The sequence below is a fragment of the Mesorhizobium sp. M2C.T.Ca.TU.002.02.1.1 genome (genome assembly GCF_003997225.1).
Window position 1 is genome coordinate 1 of sequence record NZ_RZTO01000685.1, and the last position, 3401, is coordinate 3401.

6 protein-coding genes are annotated in these 3401 nt (G+C 61.2%); 2 read left to right on the forward strand and 4 right to left on the reverse strand.

The window, feature by feature from the left end; all coding sequences use genetic code 11:
- Window positions 1-242: PTS sugar transporter subunit IIA (locus tag EOD07_RS27510; RefSeq protein ID WP_164772583.1), on the forward strand; the 242-nt coding region annotated here is incomplete at its 5' end.
- Window positions 243-388: 146 nt separating this feature from the next.
- Here the strand turns inward: EOD07_RS27510 and EOD07_RS27515 are convergent.
- A complete protein-coding gene (locus EOD07_RS27515; RefSeq protein ID WP_040990310.1) occupies window positions 389-646 on the reverse strand; it encodes a DUF1150 family protein in 258 nt (85 codons plus the stop codon).
- A gap of 63 nt (window positions 647-709) precedes the next feature.
- Window positions 710-1135, reverse strand: a complete 426-nt coding sequence (locus EOD07_RS27520; protein WP_127237632.1) for an Hsp20 family protein — start codon at window positions 1133-1135, stop codon at window positions 710-712.
- A 261-nt stretch (window positions 1136-1396) separates the two neighbouring features.
- Here EOD07_RS27520 and EOD07_RS27525 point away from each other — a divergent pair, with 261 nt between their 5' ends.
- Window positions 1397-2341, forward strand: a complete 945-nt coding sequence (locus EOD07_RS27525) for a nucleoside hydrolase (protein WP_127237633.1) — start codon at window positions 1397-1399, stop codon at window positions 2339-2341.
- Window positions 2342-2372: 31 nt separating this feature from the next.
- Here EOD07_RS27525 and EOD07_RS27530 read toward each other — a convergent pair whose 3' ends face one another.
- Entirely contained in the window at window positions 2373-2750 is a 378-nt protein-coding gene (locus tag EOD07_RS27530) for a hypothetical protein (RefSeq protein WP_127237634.1), read from the reverse strand.
- Window positions 2751-2825: 75 nt separating this feature from the next.
- Window positions 2826-3401, reverse strand: a 576-nt coding sequence (locus EOD07_RS27535; protein ID WP_164772584.1) for a LysE family translocator, incomplete at its 5' end; no start/stop codon positions are given.

Sequence of the window (3401 nt, forward strand, 5' to 3'; positions counted from 1 at the left end):
TCGCCGGGGTCTTCGCCCGGCTGGAAACGCCGGTCGATTTCGAGGCGCTGGACGACCAGCCGGTCGACCTCGTCTTTCTGCTGCTTGCGCCCGAGGGCGCCGGCGCCGACCATCTCAAGGCGCTGTCGCGCATCGCGCGTGTGCTGCGCGATGCCGACACGGTGGCCAAGATCAGGGGCACGCGCGACGCGGTGGCAATCCACGCCTTGCTGTCGGACACGCAGGCCTCGCACGCAGCCTGAAGTTTTGGGATAGAATCTGGTTTTTGGGATGAAACCCTGAAGGGGCCGCCGGGAGCGGCCCTTTCCATTTTGGACTGCCAGCAATCGCTACTTTAGTCGACCATAATCTTACCCGAAAACCGGGTCCGACTTTTCGGGATTATGGTCTAGTGGATCGCGACAGTGGTCAGGTCGTTCTCCAACGCACCCGCCAGCGCCCGGTCACGGGCATCGGAAAGCAGGATCGGCTGGCCGTTGGCGGCAAACAGCGCCCACAGCTCAAGGCCGGGCGCGATTTCCTGAAGGCCCGGGAAGCGGCCGCGCAGGTCGTCGCTCGATACTTTCCTGAGATAGGCGACCGAACCTTCGCCGAGATGGGCGAATTCGCCGCTGGTCATGGTGATCGTTTCGTCAGTTCTGGTCATTTCAAGCCTCCTTGGCGCGAGGACGCCAGGATTGGCCGCCTCGCATAGAGCCATCGGCGAAGGTCAGTCTTTCACCGATATGTTTATTTTCCGTACCAGCCGCTCGGACTCCGGCCGGTCGAGATCGACCGACAACAGTCCGTTCTTCAGCTCGGCGCCGATCACCCGCATGCCGTCGGCCAGCACGAAACAGCGCTGGAACTGGCGCGCGGCGATGCCGCGGTGCAGGAATTCGCGCTCGGTGTCGTCGCTCTGGCGGCCGCGCACGATCAGCTGGTTTTCTTCCGTGGTGACATCGAGGTCGCTTTCGGCGAAACCGGCAACGGCCAATGTGATGCGCAGCCTCTCGGCCTTGCCGTCGGCGGCGCTGAGGCGCTCGATGTTGTACGGAGGATAGCTGTCGCCCGACTTCGCCAGACGCTCAAGCGTCTTTTCCATGGCATCGAACCCCAGGAGAAGCGGGCTGGAGAAGGGCGTCATTCGACTCATTGTTACACTGTCCTCTGAAGAGCGACACAAACTGGAAAAACCCGGATGGCATTTTTCCCGATGGTCTTGATATGGTCCGCCGCGCGATCAAGTTCAAGCACTGAATCAGGATGACGTTTCGTTGAACCGCCATCCTGGTTCACCTCTTCGTTGGAGCATGATCTTATCCGAAAACCGGTTCCCACTTTTTGCTAACGCTGACCTCCGGTTCGGGATCATGCTGTAAGGCCCGCCCAAAAAGACTCCCCAAAAGGAATTGAAATGCCCCAGTCCAGAAAGATCATCATCGACACGGATCCCGGCCAGGACGACGCCGTCGCCATATTGCTGGCGCTTGGCAGTTCCGAACTGGAGGTCGTCGGCATCACCGCGGTTGCAGGCAACGTGCCGCTGAAGCTGACCCAGAACAACGCCCGCAAGATCTGCGAATTGGCCGGCCGGCCCGAAATCAAGGTCTATGCCGGCGCTATCCGCCCGCTGGCGCGCCAGCTCGTCACCGCCGAGGAAGTGCACGGCAAGACCGGCCTGAACGGCCCGCAATTGCCCGAGCCGACCATGCCGCTGCAGGAGCAATACGCCGTCGATTTCATCGTCGAGACGCTGATGCGCGAGGAAAGCGGCACGATCACGCTCTGCCCGCTCGGACCGCTCACCAACATCGCGCTGGCGCTGATCCGCGAGCCGAGGATCGCGCCGCGCATCAAGGAAATCGTCCTGATGGGCGGCGGCTTCTTCGAGGGCGGCAATGTCACGCCGGCCGCCGAATTCAACATCTATGTCGACCCGCAAGCCGCCGATCTGGTGTTCAAATCGGGCATTCCGATCGTGATGATGCCGCTCGACGTCACCCATAAGGCGCTGACCACCTCCAAGCGCATACAGGCTTTCCGCCAACTCGGCACCAAGGTCGGCACCGCGACCGCCGAGATGCTGGAGTTCTTCGAACGCTATGACGAGGAAAAATACGGCACCGATGGCGGGCCGCTGCACGATCCATGCGTTATCGCCTATCTCCTCAAGCCGGAGCTGTTCAAAGGCCGTCACTGCAATGTCAGCGTCGAGACCGCGTCGGAGCTCACCATGGGCATGACGGTGATCGACTGGTGGGGCGTCACCAAGCGGGAAAAGAACGCCATGGTGATGCGCGACATCGACCATGACGGCTTCTTCGCCCTGCTGGTGGAGCGGCTCGGGCGGCTGAACTGACTGTTTGGAGCCGGTCGGCAAGCAAGCGCCGTCACCCGTTGAGCAATCGATAGGTGTCGGCGCTGTGTTTGTGGTGCTGCCGCTCGATAGGGATTACCGATCCGACAAGGTGCGGCGTCCCCACCTCATCGTCAATCGATATGAGCGTGTCGTCATCGAGGCGCACGTCATAGGTGTAGTATAGTCCGTGGCCGACAGTGAATTTCGGATTGACGGGCGCCGGTCTGATGTATTCAACCACGCCCATCACGTGCTGGGTGCCGGTGACCGGATCGAACTCAAGCCGGATAATTGCGGCGCTTCGCATCAGCGCAAAAGCGCAGAATACAGCTACAATTTTAACGGTATCGCTGTATTCGTACTGCCAAATAAGCAAGCGATTCCGGAAGGAAACGTTTGACTTGTTCATGGCTAAGAGTTGTGAGGCCGCTCACAACTCTTCAATATGCTTCCAAAAATAATTTCGTATCGGCGAAGTCGCTGTTCACTTCGCCTTCGAGAACGCCAGCCACAGTCCGCCGCCGACCAGGAAGCTGCCGCTGATGCGCGACATCAGCTTGACGCGGCTGGCCGAGAGGATGCGGCCGGCGCGGCCTGCCGCAAGCGCGTAGGTCGAGTCTGACATGGCGGCGAAGATCATGGCGGTCCGGCCCATGACCACGATCTGCAGCGTGTAGTTGCCCTGCGGCGCGATGAACTGCGGGAAGAAGGCGCCGAAGAACACCAAGGTCTTGGGATTGCTGACCGCCACCAGAAAACCCTGCAGGAAGAAGCCGCCGCGCGGCTTCTTCGCCGACCCGTCGGGGTTCAGCGCGCCCTTTGCGCGAAACATCTGCACGCCCATCCAGATCAGGTAGGCGGCGCCGAGCAGCCGCACCCATTCGAACCAGTGGCCCATGCCGGCGATCAGCGTGTTGAGGCCGATGCCGACGATGGCGATCATGACGGCAAGCCCGGCCTGTGTGCCGGCGACGTTGGCCAAGCCCGCGCGCGAGCCGTGGCGAATGCTGTTGGCGATGATCAGCGTGACCGTGGGTCCCGGCACCAGGATGATGACGAT